The following is a 23,908-nucleotide window of genomic DNA, read 5'->3' as shown; positions in this document are numbered from 1 at the left end:
TATTCGGACGGGGAAGTTATCCTTTATGCGTGCTGCGGTACGCGGAAGGCGACTTCCCCATTATTTTTTTGAACAGCCGCGAGAAGTAATAGGGGTCCTGGAAGCCGACGCGAATGCCAACGGCCTTGACGCTTTGATCCGTCAGATCGAGGTATTGGCTGGCCAGCTGAATCTTCAAGCGCAAGTAATAATCGATCGGCGAATAGCCGGTCTTTTTTTTGAACAATTGGGTAAAATGGGGCACGGACAGCGCCGCTTCCGCCGCCAGCTCCGCCAGCGACACGTTATCCTCCAGATGCTCCGTCATATAGTGAATCGCCTTCTCGATGTCGAGCTGCCTGCGCGGGCTTGGAGCTGCCTGGCGATGCGCATGAATTAACCGGATCATGCCCGCCAGATGACAAGCGAGCTGCGAGACGTAGACGACATGATCCAGCGTATAGCCTTTCAGCAGCATTTCGTAGCATTCGTCGAACAGCCCGATGATCGCCGAGGAACGCTCCACCGGGATGGGTACGGGGGCTGCTTTCCCCTTCTCGCCGAAGAAGGAGAAAGCAAGCTCGCCTTTGAGATGGATCCAATAGATGGTCCATGGCTCCTCTTCCGACGATCCGTATTCATGGGGCGTACCGGCGGGAATAACGGCAAGCTCGCCTTTGCGTACCTCATGGCGCCGCTCGTCGTCCAGTTTGACCCATCCGCAGCCGTCCGTGCAGTACATGACAATATAGGCCTCGCTTCCTTCCGGACGGCGGCGGTAGTGATGCCGCGCGTAAGGGAAGCAGCCGATATCCGTAATATGAAGGGGCCGGATAAGAGGATGGGCGGCATATTCGGCCAATATGTGATCGGGAAGCACGATCAGTCTCTGTGAAGGGAAGCCATCTTCCTTTAATAATCTATCCATGCCTCGGGATATCCTCCAATCATGCCTTTAGATCGGTCTTCGCATGCTCTAATAATCATCATATTGTCCATTATAATCATTTGATTGTCAATGGCGGTCCTAGCCGCGATTGCGTACGATTAATCCATAACTATCGTACCTCGGGGAGGATGAATCGAGAATGGCTGCTGAAGTAAAAGTATGGGAGCAGACGGTGGAGCTGCCCACTTATGAAGTCGGGAAACCGGACCCTAATCCGATGTTTCTGGAGAAACGCGTCTATCAAGGGAGCTCGGGACGGGTTTACCCGCATCCCGTTATCGACAAGATTTACGACGAGAAGGTGATGAAGCCTTACCGAATCGTTTTTTTGGAAAATGAATTCGTGCAAATTCAACTGATGCCCGAGCTTGGAGGCCGGATCTACCGGGCGGTGGACAAGACGAACAATTATGATTTCGTCTATCATAATCAGGTCATCAAGCCGGCTCTGGTTGGACTTGCCGGTCCTTGGATCTCCGGCGGCATTGAGTTCAACTGGCCGCAGCATCACCGTCCGAACACCTACGGACCGGTGGAATGCGATATTCGGGAGAATGCGGACGGCAGCAAGACGGTATGGGTCGGAGAAATCGACCGGATGTACGGAACCAAGGTGACGACAGGCTTCACCCTGTTCCCAGGGAAGGCTTATCTGGAAATAAGCGCGCAGCTGTTCAACCGGACCTCTGAGCCACAAACGTTCCTGTGGTGGGCGAATCCGGCGGTTGCGGTCAACGACCATACGCAGTCCGTATTTCCGCCCGACGTTCACGCCGTGTTTGACCACGGCAAGCGGGATGTATCCAAATTCCCGATCGCAACCGGCACATATTACAAAATGGACTATTCCGAGGGAGTGGACATTTCCCGTTACCGCAACATTCCGGTGCCAACCTCGTATATGGCGTACCGGTCGGATTACGACTTTGTCGGCGGCTATGACCACAACGTGAAAGCGGGCATTCTTCATATTGCCAACAAGCATGTGTCTCCCGGCAAAAAACAATGGACCTGGGGGCATGGCGAATTCGGCCAGGCTTGGGACCGGAACCTGACGGACGAGGACGGGCCTTACATCGAGCTGATGACGGGCGTTTATACGGATAACCAGCCGGACTTCACATGGCTGCAGCCGTACGAGGAGAAAAGCTTCAAGCAATACTTTATGCCTTACAAGGAAGTCGGCATGGTGAAGAATGCTACGATCGATGCCGCGGTTAATCTGGAAGTCGAAGGCAAGCAGGCAAGCGTAAATGCATACGCGACTTCGGTCTACGCAAATGCCCGCATCGTATTAAAGGGGGCAGTCCGCACCTATATTGATCAAACGGCGGATTTATCGCCATCCCAGGTTTTTGCCGCAACAGTGGTTCTTGAAGAAGGGGAGCTGGAGGAGAATCTGAAGCTTGCGGTATTCGCGGACAACGGCAAAGAGCTTGTTAGCTATCGTCCGCAGCGGAAGCAGCTGGAGAAGACGCCGGATCCGGCAAAAGCGATTGGCGAGCCGGAAGAGCTTCGCAGTACGGAGGCGTTATTCCTCGCAGCGCAGCATCTGGAGCAGTACCGGCATGCAACTTACGAGCCCGATCCTTACTACTTGGAAGGACTTAAGCGCGATCCGGGGGATATCCGCCTGAACAATGCTTACGGCTTGCTGCTGCTGCGACGGGGCCAATTCGCGGAGAGCGAGACGTATTTCCGCCGCGCGATTGAGACGCTGACTCGGCATAATGCTCGGCCATACGACGCGGAGCCATTCTTCCATCTGGGCAAGGTGCTGAAATGGCAGGGGCGTCATGAGGAAGCATTCGCCGCCTTCTATAAGTCGGTCTGGTCCGGTGCTTGGCAGGCTGCGGGATACTTTGCCCTTGCCCAGCTGGCCTCGGGCAGCGGCGAATACGAGGAAGCGCTGGAGTTAATCGATCGTTCCATCGATGCGCAGTATCGCAACCGCAAGGCCCGGCTGTTAAAAACGGCTCTGCTGCGCAGACTGGGGCGCATGGAAGAAGCGGGGCGGGTGGCGGCGGAAACATCCGAGTATGATCCGATCGACTTTGGCTCGCGCAACGAATGGATTCGCATTCATCAGTTGGAAGGAAGGGAAGAGCAAGCTTCGGCAGCTTTGGAAGCTCTCGCCGGCCTTATGCGGGACGACGCCCACAATTACATCTCGCTGGCGCAAGATTACGCGGATGCGGGATTGTACGCCGAAGCGCAAGACGTGCTGGGGCGGATCGAGGAGCGGACGGCGGGCAGCGTCTATCCGATGGTCCATTATTACCAGGGGTACTACCATCATATGGCGGGAGACCAATCCGCAGGCAACTATTGCTACTCGCTTGGCCAAGAGGCGAATCCGGCTTACTGCTTCCCGAATACGCTTGCGGATTACGTTGTTCTGACCCACGCGGCCCGGGTACGCGCGGATGACGCAAGAGCGTTCTATTATCTCGGCAATCTGCTGTATGACAAGAAGCGCCATGCGGAAGCCGCGGCAAGCTGGGAAGCTTCGGCGGCCATCGACGGCAATTACGCAACCGTCCACCGAAATCTCGCGCTCGCTTATTACAATAAACAGAACAAGCCGGAAGCGGCCTTGGCTTCGCTTGAGAAAGCGCATGCCTTGGCGCCGGACGACGCCCGCATTTTCTACGAGCTGGATCAGCTGTACAAGAAGCTGGCCTACACGGCGGAGCAGCGCCTGACCGTCTTGGAGCGGAACAAGGAGCTGGTAGAGCTTCGCGATGATTTGTATCTCGAATACGTAACGCTTCACAACTCGCTTGGGCGTCATGAAGAAGCGCTGGAGCTCATCTTCGCCCGCAACTTCCATCCTTGGGAAGGCGGAGAAGGAAAGGTGCCGGCCCAATACGTACTGGCCCGCGTAGAGCTGGCTAAGCAGCTTCTGGAGCAAGGGCAAGCCGGCGAAGCCATCAAACAGCTAGAAGCGGCTAAGCAATATCCGTTGTCCATTAACGAAGGCAAGCTTGAAGGCGCGCAAGAGAACAATATCAATTACTATCTCGGCATGGCGTACCGGATTCTCGGCGACGCGGAGCGGGCTGAGGCCTTCTGGTCGCTGGCTTCGGAAGGGCTGGACGAACCAACCAGCGCCATGTTCTACAACGACCAGCCGCCTCACATGATTTATTACCAAGGCGTGGCGCTGCGCGAGCTGGGACGCGAGCGGGAAGCCCGCAGCCGGTTCAACAAGCTGGTCGACTACGGCGAGCAGCATTTGTTCCAGCCGCAGAAGATCGATTACTTTGCGGTATCGCTCCCGGATTTCCTGGTCTTCGACGAGGATCTGGACAAGAAGAACCGCATTCATTGCCACTACATGATAGCGCTTGGTCAATTAGGCTTAGGGCAGGCGGCAATAGCCGAAGAGCATTTCCGAGAAGTGCTGGAGCTTGAGCCGACCCACCAGGGTGCCGCTATTCATCGCAGCTTGCCGGCTTCGGCCTACATGTCATAATTTTTCGGGAGCGAGGAACAGTCCTGCCCAGGACTGCGCAACGCTCCCTTATTCGCAAAGCGGCTTCAATATGAACGGGAGGTGCTTGAAGACAATGACAAGCATGCATTGGGAGAAAGTGATGTTCGAGGGTTGCGAGGCATGGAGAGGCCGTTCTTCCATGCTGGAGCTGACGCTTATTCCGTCGCTGGGCAGCAAGGTCGTATCGCTGAAGGACACTGCTACCGGCCGGGAGTGGTTGTCCCGTACTACGCTTCCGCTTGGCAACGCGGGGTATGCCAGTTCATTCGCGGAAGCCGACGGCAGCGGCTGGGACGAGATGTTCCCGACGGTCGATGCTTGCCGTCTGCGGCAAGCGCCGTGGGCGGATATCGATCTGCCCGATCACGGCGAGGTATGGTCGCTGGCTTGGCAATGCGGCCTGCGGGACGATCGGTTGTTTTGCGAAGTGGAAGGCCGCAGACTGCCTTACCGGTTGGAGAAGACCTGCTCGTTTACGGAAGAAGGCCGCTTGAGGATTGATTACATCGCGCATAATCTAGGCGCCGATCCTCTCCCGTTTCTCTGGGCGGCTCATCCCTTGTTTCAAGTCGAAGCGGGAATGGAAATTATCGTGCCCGCAAGGCTGGAACGAATTGCGGTGTCTTACTCCCATAATCGCAGACTAGGCGATAAGGGAACGCTTCTGCCGTGGCCACGGCCGCTGCCGGCCGTCAGCTTGAATATCGTGGAATCGGCGGACGCGAAAACCGCGGAGAAGTTTTATTTTGACGGCACGCTGCCGGAAGGGCGGGCTTCCTTGTATGATTCAGCCAGCGGGGAGATGCTTACGATGACCTTCCCCAAGGAGCAGGTACCTTATTTGGCGGTATGGGCGAATTACGGCGGTTATTTGAATCAGTATCATGTCGCGCTGGAGCCCGCAACCGGCTTCCTTGACGATGCCTCCGCGGCTTGGGACGAGGGAGAAACCACGGTTATTCCGGGTTACGGCAGGTACGAATGGTATCTTGAGCTGGAGCTTGAAAATAAACAAAACCAATAAGCAACGTCTATAACCTTTTCCTTCTCCGGGCTTTTTGTTGCCTTCGCCGTTTTATTATCGGGTTCCAATTAATACAATGGGCTTAAAGAAGGCTGTCGAAGAGGGAGGAGGATTCGTAGGCATGGAGACGTTCGGCAGAGGCTGCCTCTGGCTTATTATTGGCGCTTTAGGCTTGCTGGTGCTCGCCGTGATTACCCAAAGCACGATTCATATTCCTTGGTTTATCTTTATTCCCGTCGTCATTCTCGTTTTCTGGATGGCTTCAAAGAAAAACAAAAAATGAGATACGGCATGCATGAAGGGCTGTCCCGAAGTCATTATTTGACGACGGGGCTGTCCTTTGTTTTTTATAAGCTTGGCTTAGAGCTTGATTGGATTTCATACAGCGTAAGAAGCGATTTTTCCCTGCGATCCGAGCTACATTGGATTGTCTACATTAAAAACAGCCTATTTTTGTAATAGCAGCGTATTCCCGCCCTTTTTACTGGAGTGAATCCAACGTAGTCTCTGAAGTTCTTCCTATTAACCTGTTTTCATTGGAGAAAATCCAACGTCCGGTGAGTGCCCGGGAATGACACAATAGTTTTTGAGATCTATTCCAATTTCTGTTACGTAATGATAGTGTTGTCTTCATCTGTTGGCTTCAAAGAAGGAGGATCTATTCTGAAGACAGTCTTAACTCTACTATTCATTTCGCTATTTATCGTATTACTGCTGGTTGCTTGTCCGGATCCTTATCAAAAAGTAAATGTCGATGGCTCCGCTTTTATATATGGCGATCATTTCAATGAAAAAACCACGCTAACCTTGAAAGGAAATTATAATAAAAAAGAATATAGTTTCCAGGGCTCCTTAACAATTGGTGACAACATCAAGCTTGAACATGTTCTATTTGCGAGCGGATACAGCCTCATCTCTTACGTCCGCGCAGAAAGGACATCCGTAGGTCAAGTCTTTTTTGATCCAAAAAGTTTAAGAGTATCTTTTGAGGTAACCGACCCGGAGATATACAAGCTTATTACATATCAAGAATATGATGGAAAATCAAAGCTTGTTGTCAGCTCTCCCGCTGTAAATAGGGATGAGGCTCAAAGAGTTAACGAAGAGCTGAAACAAATGAAAGCGCCATTCGATAAATAGTTGCGGGAATATACGCTGGATTTGGAGAAGGATCCAACTGCCCTATGAGGACTTTGCATGCTTGATCGCATTCTCGATGTAGGCTCTTACGGTTTTGATGAATGTGCGCATAGCATATCCAATATATTTGTCTCTGCGATAAATGAGACATATATCCTGGGAAGGTGAGGGATTCTTCAAATGCACGACTTTAATGTCGGGATGATGCAGATTTTCAAGCAGCAATCGCGGTAGAACGCAAGCGCCAACCCCATTTTGCACCATCTGGAGGAGGGATGATAAGGTTGTCGTCACCATATGAGGCTGCAAAGAAAACCCGTTGTCCGTGGCATAACGGTCGATCAGCATGCGGCATTGATGGTCGGGCGGGAACATGACCAGCTTCAGGGTTTGGAGCTTGTTGAATGGGATAATGCTCTCGGTTGCAAGAGGATCATTCCTGCTTACCGCCAATGAGAATTCTTCGTGAAACAAGGGGATTGAAGTGAGCCGTTCGTCTATAACAGGCCCAATAGTTACTCCGATATCAATGCTACTGTCCAGTACTTGTTCGGTTACCTTCATAGATTCCAGTAGAGATAGAGAGATGGTTGGATACGTCTGGTGGAAGCTTAGCAGCAAAGCGTTAAACAGGAGATCCGCATCACCGGGCAAAACCCCAATCGATAACGATCCTCCTCGCATCTGCTTCAGGTCAGCGATAGCGTCGCTCGCTTGTTGAAGATGTCCGAGCACGGCAGCGCCATGTTCACGGAGAATCGCTCCCGCTTCCGTCAGGACAATCGTTTTTCCAATTCGATCGAATAACAGGACTCCTAAATCCTCTTCTAATCTCCTTATCTGCTGACTAATGTTGGGGGCGCTGACTCCCATTTTTTCAGCCGCTCTCGTAAAGTGAAGCTCTTCGCATATCGCCATAAAATACTGCAGTTGTTTGAACTCCATAGCTCATACCTGCCTTCCATCGCTATGCGGGTATTTGATTAATGAATAGTGTCACGCGATCTTCCGCTTCTGTCAATATCTTGTTGTTAACTTATGCTTAACGTTTCGGTAACGCCTGCTGCATTGATGGAAAGTTCCGTGTGGAGGTAATCTTGGGATAAGAAAACGAACCACATGAAGTCAACTTTATTAGGAGGCGGTTAACAATGACACAATCCATTATCAATACCGGTAAAATGCTTCATCAGATCGTGATTGGCAAGCTACAAGGTATAACGGAAGGCTATTATGACATGCAACCGGAAGGCTTCAACAATACCATTCGTTGGAATGTCGGTCATATCATCTATTGGATGGATCAGTATTGTTCTATAAGCTTTGGTACCCCCTCGTCTATTCCCAGCACGTATCAAGAGTTGTTTAACTCTGGAACAAGACCTTCGGATTGGACGATTGTTCCTCCGTCTACGGAAGAGCTTGCAGAGTTATTAACGGCACAGTTTTCCCGCCTATCTGAGCTGACGCCTGAAATGCTGGAAAAGAAGCTTTCAGCTCCTTATGTATTTGGACCGTTTCAATTTAACACGGCCGGAGAATTATTCAACTTCGCCCTTATTCACGAAGCCATTCACCTAGGAACGATATCCAGCCAGTTGCAGGTTTTGTCGCGCTAATTGCTGTGAAGCATGAATTACATGAAGGAGGGCTCTTCCATGCATAAGTCCACTGGTACGCGTATATCCCGGACGTATGATGCATTTGATGCTTTCAAGCATGCTTTCGAAACAGGGAAGACCATAAATTTTCTTGAGAAGGTAACGGAGGATTTTCGTTTCCGCGTCCCACTACCTTTGGAGGGATGGAACAACGAGCAGTATGGCAAAGAGAGGTTCGAGGATCTGATTAGGTTCGAGCGCTCCGTATTGCAAGCATATTTCACCCCTATCCTTGTGCTAGAAAACGAAGACAACGGGATTGTTGTATTTCGCGCCGAAGGGGTATTAAACGGAAAGTCTTATCTCAATGAGCTTACTGTCGTCTTTGAGTATGAAGAAGACAGGATCCAGTCATTTCGAGAATATGTAGGGACACCGTTAAAAAACTACGAGGCTCCATAAGTATGAGTTGAACAAAGCAGCAGCCTGGGAATTATATTGCATCCCAGGCTGCTGCATTTATTTTATTCGCTTATTATTTCAACACAACCGACAATCCCGTGAAAATAACCCCAAGCGCGTAAGCGCCCGCATCGGGATAACCGATGCTGCGTTCGCCGACGGTGCCGGCGCGGCCCATGCGGGCAACGATCGTCTCGGTTTGCTTGGCGCCTTCGACTGCTGCTTCGGCAGCCGCAATGCCGGCAGCCTTCAGCTCGGTTCCCGCTTCCGCAGCGGATTTCCAGCTTTCTGCGTAAGGAATCAACGCGTCGATAAGCGTCTTGTCTCCTACAACGGCGCCGCGGCCAAACGATCTTTCGCCGGTTGCCTGAATGCCTTTTACTACGGCATCAAGCAGTTCCGCCACCTCGGCAACAGTTAGCTCCGTTTTGCCCTCGGCATATTTGCCGCCAGCGCGGAAGGCCGAGCCCCAGATCGGGCCGGACGCGCCGCCGCAATGCTCCATAATGATCAGGGAACAGGCATGCAGGAAGCTGCCGATATCCTCGGACTCGCCCACGATATCCTTCCATTCCGCTTTCAGCTGCTTGAAGCCTTTCGCCACGCTCATGCCAAAGTCCCCGTCGCCGGCATGGGAATCCAGCTCGCAGAACGGCACTTCGTTCTCGATAATAATCTCGCTCATCTTATCGATGAGGTAAGTCATATTGCGAAGGGACAGCTTTCCGTTCTCCACTACGGCATACTCTTCGCCGGTTTCAACGCGGTAAGACACGTTCTCATCATTTGCTGCCGTTTCCTCCAAAGCCACATAGGACACGGGCTCCGAGGCACCCCCGCGCACAAGGAAGGCAGGCGTATCGCATTCTTCGTTCAGCAGCTGCTTCAGCTGCTCGTCCAGCTTCATGATGGACAGGGATGCACCCGCCATATCGATGCTGGTCATGTAGTTGCCGACAAACACCTTGTTAACGGCAATGCCTTTTTCATGCAGCTCGCGCATGACGGCATTGTTCAGCAGGTACAGCTCCTGAAGCGGAGTACCTCCAAAGCCGTTGACCAGAACGGCAATTTCCTCGGTGGAGCCGGCATTCATGCCCAGGCTGGCAAGCAACTCCGATACCATGCGCTGTGCAAGCTCGTCGGCGGAAATTCGCTTTTCTCTGCGGATCCCGGGCTCGCCGTGGATGCCAACGCCGTATTCCATTTCGTCTTCGCCAATCGCAAACGTAGGCGTGCCTTTCGCCGGAACCGTGCAGGAGGTAAAAGCAAACCCGATGCTTCGGACATTTGCAATCGCGTTCTCCGCCGCAGCTTTTACTTCGGCGAGACTCCGTCCCGCTTCCGCCGCCGCGCCGGCAATCTTGTGAACAAGCACCGTGCCGGCAACGCCGCGGCGTCCAACCGTATACAGGCTGTCCTCAACGGCAATGTCGTCGTCGACTTTGACGTAATCAACCTGAATGCCGTCTTCTGCCGCAAGATGAGCGGCATTCTTGAAGTTCATCATATCGCCGCTGTAGTTCTTGATAATAAGCAGCGTGCCTTGCTCGCTTGCCGTAGACTTAATCGCCTGATAGACCTGAATCTGCGAAGGGGAGGCAAAGACGTCGCCGCAGACCGCCGCATCCAGCATTCCTTTGCCGATAAAGCCGGCATGAGCGGGCTCGTGTCCGCTGCCGCCGCCGCTGATCAGCGTCACTTTGGCGGCGTTAATGTCTTTTTTCTTCATGACTTTATATTTAGAGTTGAATTCGAGATCCGGATGCGCCATCGCAAGTCCGTTACACATCTCGCGGACAAGCGTCTCCGGCTGATTGATGATCTTTTTCATCTTACGACTTCCTTCCTTGTTTGAAAGCCTGGCCGAGCTGATCGGCAACGATGATCGCAGCGGCTACCGCTTCCTCCGTAATCGGGAATGGCATAGCATGAATCGATTCTTCCGGGATGCAGGCAAGCGCCGCAACCTGTGCAAGCTCCTCGCCGGTAATGCTGTCTACGCCGATATCGGAAAGACATACCGGCAGTCCAACCGCCGCGCAGAATGCAAGCACTTCGTTTACTTCTTCCTTCGGCGCGTTCTCCAGAACGAGCTGCGCAATCGTGCTGAAGGCAACCTTCTCGCCGTGGAAATAGTGATGCGTGCCTTCAAGCACGGTCAGTCCGTTATGAATCGCATGGGCTGCCGCAAGGCCTCCGCTTTCGAAGCCAAGACCGGAGAGCAGAATGTTGGTCTCGATGATATTCTCAAGCGCCGTTGTCACCTTGTTGCTGTCGGACGCCAACTTCGCTTGCACACCGTCCTCGAGGAGTGTCTCATAGCAGAGCTTCGCAAGCGCAAGCGCCGCTTTGGTTCCGCGGGCGATTGGCGCCGCGCCGGCATGTACGCCGTTAGGCAGGCCGGCATTTACTTTGGAGAAGGAGCGGGACGTTGCTCTAGCTTCAAAGTAAGTCGACAGCGCGTCGCCCATGCCGGATACGAGGAAGCGTGTAGGGGCATTCGCAATAACGGTCGTGTCGATCATTACAACGCTAGGGCTGGATTTAAAGTATGCATAATCCTCGAAAGCCCCGTCATTCGTGTAAATAACGGCGGAATGGCTTGTTGGAGCATCGGTCGCGGCAATCGTCGGAACGATAATAAGCGCTTCGCCTTCGGCTACGCATTTCGCGGTATCGATCGCCTTGCCGCCGCCGAGGCCAATCGTGCAGGAGCAGTTTTTCTCGCGGGCAAGCTTTTTCAACCGGGCGATTTCCTCACGGGAGCATTCGCCGCGGAATCCGCTTTCAACCAGCGTAATATGGAATTTATTAGAAGTAAAGTCCAGCTTGTCCTTTACGCGCTTTACATCATCGGGATGAGCAATTAGAAGGGCGGAATCGCCGTACGATTGAACGAAAAAGCCGAGGTTAAGCAGTTCGTTTTCACCTTGAACGTATTTGCTTGGGCTGATAAATGCTTTTCTCATCTTGGATATACCTCCTGAAATGTTCATACTTCCTAAGCATGAGCCATGGTAAGCCTTCGCTTACGGACTACTCTCATTATAAAATCAGGGGGCGGGAGGAAGCATTGTACGATAAGCGCAAAATAAAGCAGATTACGATGGTGTTTTTATGCTCATTCTTTCCTGGGATTGTACTATTTTGTCCTGACGACGCGTTCTAGTATAATAAAGGCATCCCTTCAGGTTTGGAGCGATCCCAATGAACGCAAGATACGATCTGAAACAAATTATGGATATCGACAAATGGCATAAGCTTCAGGATTCCATGTCTCTTGTAACGAAGATGGCGATTATTACGGTTGATTACAAGGGTATCCCCGTCTCCAAGCATAGCGAATGCCAGGCTTTCTGCCGCGAGGTGCGGAAGGACCCTGCGTTATCGTCCTATTGCCAGAAATGCGACGCGCGCGGGGGACTTGAGGCAGTCCGGTCGAACAAGCCTTATATTTACCAATGCCATTTTCAAATTCTCGACATCGCGATTCCCATTGTGGTGGATGACCAATATATTGGCGCGGTTATGGCGGGACAGGTGAAGCTGAGCGATCCCGAAGTGCCGATTGAGCAGATCGTGACAAGGCCGCCCAATGCGGAGACGGATAAAAAGTTCAACGCTCTGCGGGAGCAGTACCGGTCGCTGCCGGTGTTGTCTTACGGGGAAGTAGAGAAGATCGCCGATATGCTGTTCCATCTGTGCAACTATATCGTGGAGGAAGCGATCCGCAAGAGCGACATGCTTCAGATGTACCGGGACTCCTTATCCCGGGAAAATCCAACAGCTGCTCCCGTTCAAGCGATTGATTCTTCTTATGAGCACATTCAAGCGCTGCAAAGCGAACTGTCCAATACGCTGATTGAGAAAAAGCTGAAGAAATCCTCCGGCGTCTACCAGGCCGGCAACTCGATTTTGCAGCCGGCCTTTGACTATATTTACCGCCATAAGCACGAGAATGCGGACCTCAAGGAGATGGCTGCCTTATGCCATGTCAGCCCGAGTTATTTCAGCCGGATCTTCACGAAGGAGACGGGCGAGAATTTCTCGGTGTTTGTCCCGCATCTGAAGATCGGCTGGGCGAAGGAGCTGCTCGAGACAACGGAGCTGTCCGTCAACCAGATCAGCGACGAGCTTGGCTTCGCCGACGCGGGTTATTTTATCAAGACGTTCAAAAAGTTCGAGAGCCTTACGCCTGCCGCATACCGGAAAATCTACCGCGACAAGGCCTAGCCGTTGCTTGCCTCGAAACATCGTAACCGTTTCACCTTGTCCCTTTGTAATAAGCAGGGGAGAGTCCAACGTATTTCTTGAACACTTTGCTGAAATAATAAATATCGCCGAAGCCAACCAGCTCGGCGACCTCGCCGATGGTCATTTGCGTTTTCTCCAGCAGCTCCCGGGCCCGGTTCACCCTCACTTTATTGACATAATGCGTGATAGAGCGGCCGGTAATCTTGTTAAAGATCCGGTTCAAATAATCGAAATTGCAATCAAAGCGGGCTTCGATATCGGAGCCCGTTATTTTGTCCGGGTAATGCTGGTGGATGTAATCCAGCAGCTCGTAAGCGGTAGCCTCCCCTTTGGTGGACCGCTTCCTTGCGCTTTGCAGATGCTCCGCAAGATAAGCGCGGGACAACTGGACGAACAGCTCCGCCAGCTTGAGGGCCGTCATGCTGCGGTTATAATTTTTCCGCTGGTATAGCTGCCCCATCTCATTCAGGTGATTGTACACTTGACTCCGCGCGTTTAGGTTCGCCAGGTTAAAATGCTTCGGGAAGCCATGGCTGCAGCCGGCCTCAGGTTCCTGATCCTCCAGGAAGAAGCTCCTCGCGTAACTTTCCATATCCCCGATATGAACCGTTTGAATATCCGCATGCTTGAAGTGAATGTAGTAATAATCGCATATATGCTTCTCGAACCCTTCGTGATCCAGATTCGGCTCCAGCATAAACACGTCCCCTTTGCGCAATGCGTAACGCTCGCCATTCTCCTCGATGTGCAGTTCTCCGCTTTTGATGATGTACAGAATATATTCGTCGACGTTTCGTTTGAAGTGAATCCAAGGGCTCGTGTAAGCCACGAATCCGAGAAACGTAACGGTAGGGACAAGCTCCATATTTACGGCCAGCATAACATTCTCCTTTTTCTAAAAGTCGCTATTGTACAAAAAGTGTCTCGATCCGCCATTTTCAATCATTCTATCACAGGCTAATCTGATGGTGTGGTTTTTAATCCGGGAATCGTTGGGATGGTGCGTATGAGTAAATTAAAAATCGGTATTATCGGACTTGGCGGCATTGCCGACTTTCATAGCGAAGGCATACTTGCAAGCGGGGAGGCCGAGATTTGGGCGATCTGCGACGAGGATGAGAAGCGCCTTGCCGCAAGGCGCGTCCAATGGAATATTCCCGAGGAGCGTGCTTACCTCAGCTATTCCGAGCTGCTTCGCAATCCGGAGGTGGATGCCGTCACCATCGGCACGCCAACCGTCAGCCACTTCGCCATTGCGATGGCAGCCATCGAGCAGGGCAAGCCGTTTGCGCTGGAAAAGCCGGTCGGGATGAACGCGGAGGAAGCGGCCGCCTTGCGGGCGGCTTTGCAGAATAAACCGCTGCCTCATATGATCTGCTTCTCCTACCGCTATAAAGCAGCCGTCCGATACGCCAAGCAGCTTATCGAAGAAGGCAGACTAGGCACGATCCGCCACGTTTATAGCCAATACTTGCAGGAGTGGGGCATCCATGACGATATTCCGCTTGTATGGCGGTTCGTCAAGTCCGTTACCGGCTCGGGAGCCTTTGGCGACCTTGGCTGCCACATCCTGGATCTGACCCGCTTCCTGGTTGGCAATACGGAGCGCTTGATTGCCGATGCGGATACGATTATCAAGCAGCGGGATCTGCTGGACGGCTCCGGCCAAGGCGTGGTAGACGTGGATGACTTCTGCCATGTCCTCTCCCGGATGGAGGGCGGCGTATCGGCTTCCATGCTGATCTCCCGCTTCGCTTACGGGCGGGGCAATTATCAGCAGATTGAGATTTACGGCTCCAAAGGCGCTCTTGTCTATAACCTGGATGCGGCAGACTCGCTTCAAGTGAAGTTCAAGGAGGAAGGCGATGAGCACTTCCGGCCGGTTGACATCCCGGATCACTGCAGGATAGGTCAAATGCAGGCGTTCTTTCGCCTCTTGAGCGGCCAAGGGGACGGCATGGACGCCACGATAGAGGACGGTTATATTAACCAGCTGGCCGTAGACGCGATCATTCAATCTTTTACCGAAGAACGCTGGATCACCATTCAACAATAGGAGGCACTAACAAACATGAAGCAAATTAAAGTAACCGTATGGAACGAGTATCGCCACGAGAAGCATAACGAGCATGTAAAAGGCATCTATCCGGAAGGCATTCATAATGCGATTGGCGGATACCTGAAAACGATTGAAGGCTTTGAGGTTGGAACCGCTACGCTTGACGAGCCGGAGCATGGCCTCACGGACGACGTACTCAACAACACCGACGTGCTGATCTGGTGGGGGCATCTGGCCCATCATGAAGTACGGGATGATATTGCCGAGAAGGTAAGAGACCGCGTGCTTCAGGGCATGGGACTGATCGTGCTCCACTCGGGCCATGCATCCAAAGTGTTCGAGAAGCTGCTTGGCACGAAGACCGGCGCGCTCAAATGGCGGGATGACGGCGAGAAGGAGCGGCTTTGGGTTATTGAGCACGGCCACCCGATTGCCGACGGTCTCGGCGAATACATCGAAATTCCGAAGGAAGAGATGTACGGCGAGCGCTTCGAGATTCCGGCACCGGATGAGCTGGTGTTCATCTCCTGGTTCGAAGGCGGCGAAGTATTCCGCAGCGGCTGCTGCTACCGCAGAGGCAAAGGCAAGCTGTTCTACTTCCGTCCGGGCCATGAAACTTTCCCGATTTATCATCAGCCGGAGATCCTTCACGTGATCAAAAATGCCGTAAATTGGGCGGCGCCGATACACGGAGCAGCAGCATCCTACGGCCGCGTAGAACCTCTAGAAAAAATAAGTAAATAATTTACTATTTCAAGGCGATTGACAGAAAGTTTTTCAGGGCCATATACTTTGAGGTAACCGGTTACGTAAAATGGACGGGGCAATACTTCATGGAATGAGATGGATGGTCTATGATACCGACAATCAGAGATGTTGCTAGAGAAGCCAATGTATCAATCGCCACTGTTTCCAGGGTTCTAAATGGATTAACAGGCTATTCCGATAAAACCAAGCAAAAGGTGATTAAAACAATAGAGGATATGGGCTATCATCCCAACGCCATAGCGCGTTACCTGAACAACAGGCGCACCCAGACGATTGGGGTGATGTTCCCCGCTGTCACGAACGAGTTCTCATCAGCGGTTCTGCAGGGGATCGAAGAATATGCGCTGGAGCGGGGCTACAGCGTGCTTGTATGCAATACGGCAGTAGACGGGAACCGGACGATGAAGTATCTGCAGGTGCTTCGGGAACGGCAGATCGACGGCATTATTTTCGCAAGCGAAGTGCTTAAGCATGAATACAAGCAGATGCTGGATACGATGCAGGTGCCGATTGTACTCGTTTCCTCCAAGAATGAGGATCCGAAGGTTCCGTTTGTAAAGGTCGATGACCGACAGGCCTCGTACGATGCGGTACGTTATCTGATCGATAAGGGGCATAAGGATATCGCGATGATCGCCGGTACACCGGAGGATCCGATAGCGGGCATACCAAGATTGCAGGGCTATAAGGATGCCTTGTATGACAATGGAATTCCGTTCCGCAGCTCGCGGGTTGCTTACGGGGATTTCCATTATGACAGCGGGCAAGCGGCGATGGAGACGCTGCTGGAGCAAGAGCGCGGGGTAACGGCCGTCTTTGCCGCAAGCGACGAAATGGCCGTTGGAGCCATGAATGCTGCCATGCAGCTAGGCATCAGGGTGCCTGAGGATTTGTCTGTGATCGGCTACGATAATATCCGGCTGTCAAGGATGATCTATCCGGCGCTGACGACAGTTGGGCAGCCATTGCTGCAGTTAGGACGAGATGCGGTCGACAAGGTCATTACGATGATTGAAACGGGAAAGATCGTCCCGAGCCTTATTGTTCCGCATGAGATTGTGGAAAGGCAGACAGTCAAGGATTTGCGTACATAAAACAGGAAATGCGTGGCGGGCCAATGCAAGAGGTCTGTCACGCATTTTCTGCTCTTATATTGGGTGCGGGAGGTTCCACCATGTTTGGCAAATCCATGAAAAAAACGAAAAAGCTAAGCTCGCGGTTTGTCCTGCTGTTCTCGGCCGTCACCCTGCCGCTCCTGCTTATCCTGTTTGCTGCCGGTCACTACGCGCAGGATGTCGTGCTCACGCAGGTGGCGAATTCCTATCAGAATCTGGTGAATTCCAATCTGAATATGATCGACCGGAGCCTGGACGATATAACGACGAATATGGTCTACAACGTGGACCATGACGAGAACTTTCAGAAGTTCGGACAGACGGGGCTGTCGGACTCCGAATACTATTTTGCCCAGATGGAGCTGATTCAGAGAAATTCGGCTTACCGCTCCTATTACCATACGGTAGACATGTTCTATGTATATTCGAAGCCCAATGACATCCTGGCGACAACCAATGTCATCTCGGACACCGACCATGACCTGGTCAGCAGCTGGATTACGCAGACGCTGAATAACGCCGAAGAGCTACATCCGCTTCTGTATCAATGGAAGATCGTCAAGATTGGACAGGACTATTATTTGCACAGGGTTGTCAGCGATGATACGACCAATAATGCCTATATCGGCGCCTTGATCAGCATGAATACGTTAAAGCTGCCTCTTCAGGATGTGCGGACGGGCGGCGACGTGCTGTTTGCCGGAGAAGACGGGATGATTCTGTCCAAGCCGTCAGACAGCTTAAGCAAGGATTTTCGGCTTCCGGCCGATAAGCTGGCGAGGAATACGTCCTTCTCCTATTCGGACGGAGGCAAGAAGCTGTTTGTCATTACGAGCAAATCGCCGCTCAGCGGGATCAGCATGGCCGTGGTTCTGCCGTATTCGGATCTCTTGAAAGGGCTGAAGCAATTCCAGACGATTATCAATTTGCTTCCGCTGTTTGTCCTGATTATTCTGCTTGTCTATCTCTTTGTATTCCGGCGCATCATCCTCGCCCCGATTCTCCAGCTGCTTGGCACCATCCGGCGGGTGAAGGACGGGGACATGGAGATGAAGCTGCCGGATTCGCCGATTACCGAGTTTGCGATCATTAATCATACCTTTAACAACATGATGGACGAGATCAAGGACCTAAAGATCGACGTGTACGAGGAGCGGCTGAACGCCCAGAAGGCGGAGCTGAAGCATCTGCAGACGCAGATTAATCCACATTTTTTTCTCAATACGATGAACATTATTTTTCAGCTGGCGGATTTGAAAAGATACGAGCTGGTGAAGAAGACGGTGCGCCATATGGTCGGCTACTTCCGGTTTATGCTTGGAACGAGCCGGGATACGATCACCCTGTCGCAGGAGCTTGAGCATATCCGCAACTATCTGGAGATTCAGAAGATGCGGTATCAGGATACCTTCGAATTCGAGATCGGGTGCGCGGAGGAGCTTCGGGATGCCCGTATTCCCTCGCTGCTCGTGCAGCCGTTTGCGGAAAATGCGATGATTCACGGCATGAGCGTCAAAGGTGAACCGTTCCTGCTTCAAATCACGGCCATGCGGGACGCCGAGGACTCCGGCCTGATGCAGATTGAAGTCAAGGATAACGGCAAAGGCTTAAGCGAGGAGCGGATGGAGGAGCTGGCATCGGAGCAATACAAGCCCTCCTCGGACGATAATCACATCGGAATCTGGAACGTGAAGAAACGGGCGGCGATGCGTTACGGCAGCCTAGCCCGGATCAGCTTCCGGCCAAACGAACCAAAAGGATTAGCCATACGGCTGACTTTACCTATCGATCATACAAAGGAGCGGGATGAAGATGGCGCGGATGCTGGTCGTTGACGACGAGAAATTTGCGGTGGACGGCATTTGCGAATGCAACGATTGGTCAACGCTGGGCATTGAAGCGGTGTATACCGCCAATCACGCCGATGCCGCAAGACAAATCATGAAGGAGCACCGCATCGATATTCTCGTCTGCGATATCGAGATGCCCGACGAGGACGGATTGTCGCTGGTCCGTTGGGTGAAACAGCATTCCCCGCATACTGAGTCTCTGTTTCTTACGTGCCACTCGGAGTTTACTTACGCCAAGCAGGCGGTTAACCTCGGCAGCTTCGATTATTTGCTGAAGCCGGTCGACGGCGAGGAGCTGGTGCAGGCGGTCTCCTTAATGCTTCAAGCGGTTAGAGAGAAGGAAGAGAGCGTACAGCATCATGCCGAGTACCGCAAATACGCGGAGCTGTGGCGCAAGCAGCAGCCGCTGCTCGCCGAACGTTTCTGGCAGGATATGTTGTCGAGGCGTCAGCTCTCGTTCGGAGATTTCCTTGAGCGGGGACTGAAGGATGCCCAAATCGAGCTGGAAGCGGACGGCAGAGTTATGCCTATTCTCATCAGCATCGAAGAATGGCATAAGCCGCTTGATGCGCGGGATCAGGAGATTATGGAGTACGCGGTGAAAAAAGCCGCCGGAGAGCTGTTCCTCTCGGGCGGCGCCGGGGATGTCATTACGGACCGGAGCGGCGTGATGTTCGCAATGGTCTATACGGGAGGAGCCGCCCGGTCTGCGGGCAGCTGGGCCGAGCCCTGCAGAAAGTTCATCGAAGTATGCCGAACCTATTTCTATTGCCAGATCACCTGTTATATCGGAAAGTTCGTCAGCCTTCAGGAAGTGTCCGGGTTATGCGAAGGGCTGAAGGACAAGGAGCGTCATAACGTCAAGGAGTCGCAGTCGGTCATTATGTATGTGCCTCAAGGCAGTACGGCCGCGCCGCTGCTTGTGCCTGACAACATCAACGTAACGGAATGGTCGTCCTATATGCTGAACAAGGAACGGGACAAGGTAATCTCCTTGATTAACCGGAGCGTGGATAAGCTGGAAGCGGGTCAAATACATCAGAACCAGCTGGAGACCTACCATCTGGACACGCTGCAGGTGGTTTACGGCTTTATGCACGTAAAGGGAATCAACCCAAGCCAGGTGCCCAACTTCCCGCTGTGGGCATCGGCTCAAATCCGCAGCTTGTCCCAATACAGGCATTGGGCGGAAAATATCGTCTCTGCCGTCATGGATGCGGCCTTTACTGCATTAGAGAGCAACAGCGTGGTGCAGAAGTCGGTTCAGTATATGAAAGAGAACGTGGAGGAGGACATCTCCCGCGAGGACGTCGCCGCGCATGTCGGTTTGAATCCGGCTTATTTATCCCGCCTGTTCAAGAAGGAGACCGGGCAGAACCTGATTGATTACCTCATCGAGACGAAGATGGCAAGAGCCAGACAGCTGCTCGATACGACGGGAATGACGGTCAGCGCAATCGCGCAGCAGGTCGGCTATTCGAATTTTTCGCATTTTACGAAGATGTTCAAGAAGCAATATGGAGTTAATCCGCAAGAATACCGCAATGTCACAAAACGACTAGACTGAGGTTACAAAAACGGTAGGGAGGTCTGCCGGGCGGCCGTATACTTAGGACATACAAACAACAAGAAGGTGAAACACATGCCCGTGCTGCGACGGCTGCTGAAGCATCGCGCATTGATTATTCTCGCGATACCGGGGATTATCATGCTATTTATCAATAACTATCTTCCGATGTTCGGCATTTTCCTGGCGTTCAAGGATCTGAATTATACGAAGGGCGTATGGGGCAGCGATTGGGTAGGACTGCAGAACTTCAAGTTCCTGTTTGCCTCCAATGACGCATGGATGATCATTAAGCACACGATTTTGTACAATGTCGCTTTTCTGGTCATCAATACGGCATTGGCCGTACTGCTTGCGATTCTGCTCAATGAGGTCAGGCGGAAGGTGCTGTCGAAGTTTTTCCAGAGTGCCGCCATTCTTCCGAACTTTGTATCAATGGTTATCGTTGGCTACCTCGTCTACGGCTTCCTGAATCCGGAGCTTGGCTTTATTAACAAGTCGATTCTCGAACCGATGGGCAAGGAGACGATTGCCTGGTATGCGGAGCCGAAATATTGGCCGTATATTCTCACGATCGTCAATACGTGGAAGACGGTCGGCTACTCCGCCATCGTCTATCTGGCCGCGATTGTTGGCATCGACCAGGAGTATTACGAAGCCGCCCGCATTGACGGGGCGAGCAAATGGAAGCAGATGACCGGCATAACCGTACCGCTCATCACGCCGGTCATTATTATTCTGACGCTGCTTGCGGTAGGCCGGATTTTTAACGCGGATTTCGGCTTGTTCTACCAAGCGACGATGGCTTCGGGGATGCTGAAGGAAACAACCGAGGTTATCGATACCTACGTCTACAACGCTTTGCTGGTAACCGGCGATACGGGGCTCGCATCGTCCGCAGGTCTTCTTCAATCGGTCGTTGGCTTTGTGCTTGTTCTTACGGTCAACTATATCGTGAAGAAATTCAGCAAAGAAAACGCGTTGTTCTAGGGGGCCAAGCATGAAGACGAATAATCGCACAAACCCGTTTATCCTGTTGTTCTTAACCTTGTTCAGTTTGTCTTGTCTCATTCCGTTCTGGCTTGTTTTTATGGTATCGGTGACCAATGAGAACGATCTAACGCGAAACGGCTACACGTTCTGGCCCAAGCATTTCGACTGGGAAGCCTACCGTTACCTGATCCATGATTCCGCGAATATCGCGAGAGCGTACGGGGTAACGATCACGGTTACGCTTACCGGCGTTGTCATCAGTCTGCTGATTACTTCGGCCATGGCCTACGCCTTGTCTCGAACTGAGTTTCCGTATCGGAATGCACTAGGTTTCTATGTATTCTTCACCATGCTGTTCTCCGGCGGACTGCTGCCTTGGTATCTGGTTTATACCCGGTTCCTTCATGTGCAGGATACGCTGCTTGCGCTTATCATACCGGGGTTAATCGGCGGCTTCAACGTCTTTATTATCCGGACGTTCTTTACGAACAGCATTCCGCCGTCCCTTGTCGAGTCGGCTAAGATTGACGGCGCGAGCGAGTACCGGACGTACTTCAGCATCATATTGCCGCTATCCCTGCCGGTTATGGCCACGATCGGGCTGTTCACTATCGTTTCCTACTGGAACGACTGGTTCACAAGCCTGGTGTTTATCAATAACGAGAAGCTGTACTCCTTGCAGTATCTGCTTAACAAAACGCTGATGAACGCTTCGTTCCTGCAAAGCATCGCGAACAAGGCCTACAGCAATACCGCCAATGTGACGCAGCCGCTGGAATCGATCCGGATGGCGATGGCGATGGTGGCGATCGGACCGCTTGTGTTCGTGTTTCCGTTCCTGCAGAAGTATTTCGTCAAAGGGCTGACGGTAGGCGCAGTCAAAGGCTAAGTCCGAACTCGCTTCGGTTTAGTATACAGAACTTAAGCTTGATCATTTTGGGGAGGTCACTTTAATGAAAAGGTTTAGACAAAGCTCGCTTGTTCTTCTGACGCTTATCCTTGCGATTGCGTTTGCCGCAACGGGATGCTCGTCGACGAACAAAGCCTCAAACGGCAACAAGGAAGAGAATACTGCTTCGAGCTCGGCGAATACTTCGGCGGAACCGGCAAAAAACGCAGCGAAGGCGCTTGATCCTTATGAGGTCGTGATGGTGTACCCGGACGCGCCGCAAGCGGATCTGGCTAGCGTACAGACCGGAATGAACGATTATTTGAAGCAAACATACCCGGAATTAAATATGACGGTGAAGCTGAATCCGATTGACTGGGGCGCTTGGAACGACAAGACGAACCTTATGATGGCCTCCAACGAGAAGTTCGACCTGCTGTTCACGGCCGACTGGTTAGGCTATAACCAGCAGGTATTAAAGGGCGGATTGCTTCCGCTTGACGAGCTGCTTGCCCAATACGGCCCGGATATCGAGGCGGTGGAAAAGGATTACCACGAGCCGGCCAAACGCGGCGGCAAGCTGTACGGCATTCATACGCATCAGGAGCTGGGCGGCTCGCAAGGCGTCTATCTCGACAAAGCGCTGGTCGACAAATACAACATGGACTTATCCGCTCTGAAATCCGGCAAAGTAGAAGATCTGGAGCCTTTGCTTCAAATCATTAAAGATAATGAGCCGGGCGTAACGCCGCTGGCGGCGCCAAGCTTCCCGCTTGAAGCTTACTATTCGTCGGGCACGCTGGATACGATCTCGAGCGTAGCGGCGGTAAACACGTTAAATACGGATCCGAGCAGCCTTGATGTCATTAATTCTTTTGAAACGCCTCGTTACAAGGAGCTTGCCGACTTGACCCACAAATGGTTCAAAGCGGGCTTTATTAACAAAGACGCGTTGACTCCGGGACTTGATGCATGGAAGAAAATCCAGGCTGGCAAAGCTTTCGCCCTGGTAGGCGATATGGAGATTTTGGCTAATATGGAGATCGGCTCGGTAGCTAAGGCGCCTAACGCCTCTATTAAAGCCGGCCATGAAATGATCCAAATCCCGTTAAACGTCGACAGACTGCAAACCGGCAAAATGACGGCAACGATGCAAGCTATATCCAAAACGTCGAAAGACCCGGCACGTGCCATGATGCTGCTGAACCTGTTCTTCAAGGATCAAAAGCTTCTTACGTTGTTCAACTTCGGCGTAGAGGGTAAGCATTACGTGCTGAAGAACGGCCAAATCGCGCTGCCTGACGGCAAAACAACAAACGACACGGGCTTCTATCACGATATTATGTGGCAGATCGGCAACCAGATGCTGAACTACACCCGCGAAGGCGAAGATCCGAACAAATATCAGAACTACGAGAAGTTTAACGAGATGGTCTCGAGCCGTCCGGCCCGTACGTTTGGCTTTATCTTTGATCCGGAACCGGTGAAGAACGAGATTATCGCCATCGACAATGCTAACAAAGCTTTTGTTGACGGACTGAAATCCGGCCAGCTGGATCCGGAGGAGAACATTCCGAAATTGCTCGAGAAGCAAAAAGCGGCAGGCGTGGACAAAGTCATCGCCGAAGCGCAAAAACAGCTTGACGCTTGGCGCGCGGCAAACGGCAAATAAGCAGCATGAAGGGTATAATCCACAGCGGTTATACCCTTCTTATTTAGAACGGCAGACATACGAATTTCATTTTAGGAGGATACG

Annotated in this window: 20 protein-coding genes; 15 read left to right on the top strand and 5 right to left on the bottom strand. The window is 52.2% G+C overall.

The window, feature by feature from the left end; all coding sequences use genetic code 11:
• Positions 1-16 precede the first annotated feature (16 nt).
• Entirely contained in the window at positions 17-907 is an 891-nt protein-coding gene (locus ACR9FF_RS24555; RefSeq protein WP_435165750.1) for an AraC family transcriptional regulator, read from the bottom strand.
• Between the two features lie 160 nt (positions 908-1,067).
• Here ACR9FF_RS24555 and ACR9FF_RS24550 point away from each other — a divergent pair, with 160 nt between their 5' ends.
• The 4 genes from ACR9FF_RS24550 (at position 1,068) to ACR9FF_RS24535 (ending at position 6,591) form a co-directional block, all read left to right on the top strand.
• Positions 1,068-4,406, top strand: coding sequence for a DUF5107 domain-containing protein (locus tag ACR9FF_RS24550; RefSeq protein ID WP_435165746.1), 3,339 nt, complete (start codon positions 1,068-1,070; stop codon positions 4,404-4,406).
• 94 nt (positions 4,407-4,500) lie between these two features.
• Complete coding sequence (locus ACR9FF_RS24545) at positions 4,501-5,451, top strand: hypothetical protein (RefSeq protein ID WP_435165743.1); 951 nt, start codon at positions 4,501-4,503, stop codon at positions 5,449-5,451.
• 121 nt (positions 5,452-5,572) lie between these two features.
• Positions 5,573-5,734, top strand: coding sequence for a hypothetical protein (locus tag ACR9FF_RS24540; RefSeq protein ID WP_201009108.1), 162 nt, complete (start codon positions 5,573-5,575; stop codon positions 5,732-5,734).
• Positions 5,735-6,075: 341 nt separating this feature from the next.
• A complete protein-coding gene (locus tag ACR9FF_RS24535; RefSeq protein ID WP_435165740.1) occupies positions 6,076-6,591 on the top strand; it encodes a hypothetical protein in 516 nt (171 codons plus the stop codon).
• Positions 6,592-6,633: 42 nt separating this feature from the next.
• Here the strand turns inward: ACR9FF_RS24535 and ACR9FF_RS24530 are convergent, their stop codons facing one another.
• The gene (locus ACR9FF_RS24530) at positions 6,634-7,536 is read right to left on the bottom strand and encodes a LysR family transcriptional regulator (protein ID WP_435165737.1); all 903 of its coding nucleotides are present in this window, start codon (positions 7,534-7,536) and stop codon (positions 6,634-6,636) included.
• 206 nt (positions 7,537-7,742) lie between these two features.
• Between ACR9FF_RS24530 and ACR9FF_RS24525 the strand changes: the two genes are divergently transcribed.
• Both ACR9FF_RS24525 and ACR9FF_RS24520 read left to right on the top strand, forming a co-directional pair.
• Complete coding sequence (locus tag ACR9FF_RS24525; RefSeq protein ID WP_435165734.1) at positions 7,743-8,210, top strand: DinB family protein; 468 nt, start codon at positions 7,743-7,745, stop codon at positions 8,208-8,210.
• A 39-nt stretch (positions 8,211-8,249) separates the two neighbouring features.
• On the top strand, positions 8,250-8,654 hold the full coding sequence (locus tag ACR9FF_RS24520; protein ID WP_435165731.1) for a nuclear transport factor 2 family protein: 405 nt from the start codon (positions 8,250-8,252) through the stop codon (positions 8,652-8,654).
• A 73-nt stretch (positions 8,655-8,727) separates the two neighbouring features.
• On the opposite strand, the gene dhaK is transcribed toward ACR9FF_RS24520, so the two are convergent.
• Together dhaK and ACR9FF_RS24510 are read right to left on the bottom strand one after the other, a co-directional pair.
• Entirely contained in the window at positions 8,728-10,488 is a 1,761-nt protein-coding gene (gene dhaK / locus ACR9FF_RS24515; RefSeq protein ID WP_435165728.1) for a dihydroxyacetone kinase subunit DhaK, read from the bottom strand.
• Between the two features lies 1 nt (position 10,489).
• Positions 10,490-11,626, bottom strand: coding sequence for a glycerol dehydrogenase (locus ACR9FF_RS24510; protein ID WP_435165725.1), 1,137 nt, complete (start codon positions 11,624-11,626; stop codon positions 10,490-10,492).
• Between the two features lie 238 nt (positions 11,627-11,864).
• Here ACR9FF_RS24510 and ACR9FF_RS24505 point away from each other — a divergent pair, with 238 nt between their 5' ends.
• A complete protein-coding gene (locus ACR9FF_RS24505) occupies positions 11,865-12,890 on the top strand; it encodes a PocR ligand-binding domain-containing protein (RefSeq protein WP_435165722.1) in 1,026 nt (341 codons plus the stop codon).
• Positions 12,891-12,921: 31 nt separating this feature from the next.
• Here the strand turns inward: ACR9FF_RS24505 and ACR9FF_RS24500 are convergent, their stop codons facing one another.
• A complete protein-coding gene (locus ACR9FF_RS24500; protein ID WP_435165719.1) occupies positions 12,922-13,791 on the bottom strand; it encodes a helix-turn-helix domain-containing protein in 870 nt (289 codons plus the stop codon).
• A gap of 126 nt (positions 13,792-13,917) precedes the next feature.
• Here ACR9FF_RS24500 and ACR9FF_RS24495 point away from each other — a divergent pair, with 126 nt between their 5' ends.
• The 8 genes from ACR9FF_RS24495 to ACR9FF_RS24460 all read left to right on the top strand — a co-directional run bounded on the left by ACR9FF_RS24495 (position 13,918) and on the right by ACR9FF_RS24460 (position 23,824).
• A complete protein-coding gene (locus ACR9FF_RS24495) occupies positions 13,918-14,967 on the top strand; it encodes a Gfo/Idh/MocA family protein (protein ID WP_435165716.1) in 1,050 nt (349 codons plus the stop codon).
• A gap of 15 nt (positions 14,968-14,982) precedes the next feature.
• Positions 14,983-15,714 (top strand): ThuA domain-containing protein, encoded by a 732-nt coding sequence (locus ACR9FF_RS24490; RefSeq protein ID WP_127491643.1) that lies wholly within the window; start codon positions 14,983-14,985, stop codon positions 15,712-15,714.
• Between the two features lie 110 nt (positions 15,715-15,824).
• The gene (locus ACR9FF_RS24485; RefSeq protein ID WP_201007863.1) at positions 15,825-16,832 is read left to right on the top strand and encodes a LacI family DNA-binding transcriptional regulator; all 1,008 of its coding nucleotides are present in this window, start codon (positions 15,825-15,827) and stop codon (positions 16,830-16,832) included.
• An 80-nt stretch (positions 16,833-16,912) separates the two neighbouring features.
• Entirely contained in the window at positions 16,913-18,688 is a 1,776-nt protein-coding gene (locus ACR9FF_RS24480) for a sensor histidine kinase (protein WP_435165711.1), read from the top strand.
• Positions 18,666-20,270 (top strand): response regulator transcription factor, encoded by a 1,605-nt coding sequence (locus ACR9FF_RS24475; RefSeq protein WP_435165708.1) that lies wholly within the window; start codon positions 18,666-18,668, stop codon positions 20,268-20,270. Before ACR9FF_RS24480 ends, ACR9FF_RS24475 begins: the two co-directional genes overlap by 23 nt.
• 75 nt (positions 20,271-20,345) lie before the next feature.
• Positions 20,346-21,260: an ABC transporter permease gene (locus ACR9FF_RS24470; RefSeq protein ID WP_127491635.1), complete on the top strand. Its 915-nt coding sequence runs from the start codon at positions 20,346-20,348 to the stop codon at positions 21,258-21,260.
• A gap of 10 nt (positions 21,261-21,270) precedes the next feature.
• On the top strand, positions 21,271-22,152 hold the full coding sequence (locus ACR9FF_RS24465) for a carbohydrate ABC transporter permease (RefSeq protein ID WP_127491633.1): 882 nt from the start codon (positions 21,271-21,273) through the stop codon (positions 22,150-22,152).
• 64 nt (positions 22,153-22,216) lie between these two features.
• Positions 22,217-23,824 carry an ABC transporter substrate-binding protein gene (locus ACR9FF_RS24460; protein WP_435165703.1) on the top strand — a complete coding sequence of 536 codons (1,608 nt, stop codon included), beginning with the start codon at positions 22,217-22,219 and terminating at the stop codon, positions 23,822-23,824.
• The last annotated feature ends 84 nt before the right edge of the window (positions 23,825-23,908 follow it).

Source organism: Paenibacillus glycanilyticus, assembly GCF_051200795.1.
Lineage (GTDB): Bacteria > Bacillota > Bacilli > Paenibacillales > Paenibacillaceae > Pristimantibacillus > Pristimantibacillus glycanilyticus.
Note: the sequence above shows the minus strand (reverse complement) of the source record. Positions and strands in the feature narration are given on the sequence as shown.

What these genes read in the sequence shown, in the direction of transcription:
- ACR9FF_RS24555 (WP_435165750.1), bottom strand. Translation starts at nt 907, where the DNA reads ATGGATAGATTATTAAAGGAAGATGGCTTCCCTTCACAGAGACTGATC.
- ACR9FF_RS24525 (WP_435165734.1), top strand. Translation starts at nt 7,743, where the DNA reads ATGACACAATCCATTATCAATACCGGTAAAATGCTTCATCAGATCGTG.
- ACR9FF_RS24460 (WP_435165703.1), top strand. Translation starts at nt 22,217, where the DNA reads ATGAAAAGGTTTAGACAAAGCTCGCTTGTTCTTCTGACGCTTATCCTT.
- ACR9FF_RS24495 (WP_435165716.1), top strand. Translation starts at nt 13,918, where the DNA reads ATGAGTAAATTAAAAATCGGTATTATCGGACTTGGCGGCATTGCCGAC.
- ACR9FF_RS24545 (WP_435165743.1), top strand. Translation starts at nt 4,501, where the DNA reads ATGACAAGCATGCATTGGGAGAAAGTGATGTTCGAGGGTTGCGAGGCA.
- ACR9FF_RS24540 (WP_201009108.1), top strand. Translation starts at nt 5,573, where the DNA reads ATGGAGACGTTCGGCAGAGGCTGCCTCTGGCTTATTATTGGCGCTTTA.
- ACR9FF_RS24550 (WP_435165746.1), top strand. Translation starts at nt 1,068, where the DNA reads ATGGCTGCTGAAGTAAAAGTATGGGAGCAGACGGTGGAGCTGCCCACT.
- ACR9FF_RS24475 (WP_435165708.1), top strand. Translation starts at nt 18,666, where the DNA reads ATGGCGCGGATGCTGGTCGTTGACGACGAGAAATTTGCGGTGGACGGC.
- ACR9FF_RS24465 (WP_127491633.1), top strand. Translation starts at nt 21,271, where the DNA reads ATGAAGACGAATAATCGCACAAACCCGTTTATCCTGTTGTTCTTAACC.
- ACR9FF_RS24500 (WP_435165719.1), bottom strand. Translation starts at nt 13,791, where the DNA reads ATGCTGGCCGTAAATATGGAGCTTGTCCCTACCGTTACGTTTCTCGGA.
- ACR9FF_RS24530 (WP_435165737.1), bottom strand. Translation starts at nt 7,536, where the DNA reads ATGGAGTTCAAACAACTGCAGTATTTTATGGCGATATGCGAAGAGCTT.
- ACR9FF_RS24520 (WP_435165731.1), top strand. Translation starts at nt 8,250, where the DNA reads ATGCATAAGTCCACTGGTACGCGTATATCCCGGACGTATGATGCATTT.
- ACR9FF_RS24505 (WP_435165722.1), top strand. Translation starts at nt 11,865, where the DNA reads ATGAACGCAAGATACGATCTGAAACAAATTATGGATATCGACAAATGG.
- ACR9FF_RS24480 (WP_435165711.1), top strand. Translation starts at nt 16,913, where the DNA reads ATGTTTGGCAAATCCATGAAAAAAACGAAAAAGCTAAGCTCGCGGTTT.
- ACR9FF_RS24470 (WP_127491635.1), top strand. Translation starts at nt 20,346, where the DNA reads ATGCCCGTGCTGCGACGGCTGCTGAAGCATCGCGCATTGATTATTCTC.
- ACR9FF_RS24485 (WP_201007863.1), top strand. Translation starts at nt 15,825, where the DNA reads ATGATACCGACAATCAGAGATGTTGCTAGAGAAGCCAATGTATCAATC.
- dhaK (WP_435165728.1), bottom strand. Translation starts at nt 10,488, where the DNA reads ATGAAAAAGATCATCAATCAGCCGGAGACGCTTGTCCGCGAGATGTGT.
- ACR9FF_RS24490 (WP_127491643.1), top strand. Translation starts at nt 14,983, where the DNA reads ATGAAGCAAATTAAAGTAACCGTATGGAACGAGTATCGCCACGAGAAG.
- ACR9FF_RS24510 (WP_435165725.1), bottom strand. Translation starts at nt 11,626, where the DNA reads ATGAGAAAAGCATTTATCAGCCCAAGCAAATACGTTCAAGGTGAAAAC.